The sequence below is a fragment of the Neisseria sp. P0021.S006 genome, assembly GCF_051956895.1.
Genome location: NZ_JBQCWZ010001077.1, coordinates 1 through 508 on the forward strand (window position 1 = coordinate 1; position 508 = coordinate 508).

The window sequence follows — 508 nt, forward strand, 5'->3', positions numbered from 1 at the left end:
GCTTTAAAGGCCGTCTGAATACTTTGCCAATCACGGCCGAAGGCGGTAATACCGCCGATACCTGTTACTACGACTCTTCTGGTATTCAACACAACCCTCCGTTCACAGCAATCACTTGGCGCGTAATGTACGCCGCTTTTTCATCCATCAAAAAGCGCACCGCATGCGCCACTTCCTCGGGCAATCCCATGCGCGCGGCAGGGACGGCCTTTAAGATTTCTTCGACAGGCACGTTCTCATCGATAATATCGGTATCGATAAGGCCCGGCGCCACGCAGTTGACGGTAATTTTTCGTTTTGCCAACTCAACCGCCAAGGCTTTTGCCGCGCCGATCAAGCCCGCTTTGGACGCGCTGTAATTGACCTGACCGCGGTTGCCCGTCAAACCGGACACCGATGCCATGCACACAATCCGTCCGGCTTTTCGGCGGCGGATCATCGGCATGGTCAAAGGGTGCAACACATTATAAAAACCGTCCAAATTGGTACGCAGCACCAAGTCCCAATC

1 protein-coding gene is annotated in these 508 nt (G+C 53.9%); it reads right to left on the reverse strand.

What is annotated here, in order from left to right; all coding sequences use genetic code 11:
* Nucleotides 1-85: 85 nt before the first annotated feature.
* Nucleotides 86-508, reverse strand: a 423-nt coding sequence (locus ACTHUM_RS18805; RefSeq protein ID WP_440403797.1) for an SDR family oxidoreductase, incomplete at its 5' end; no start/stop codon positions are given.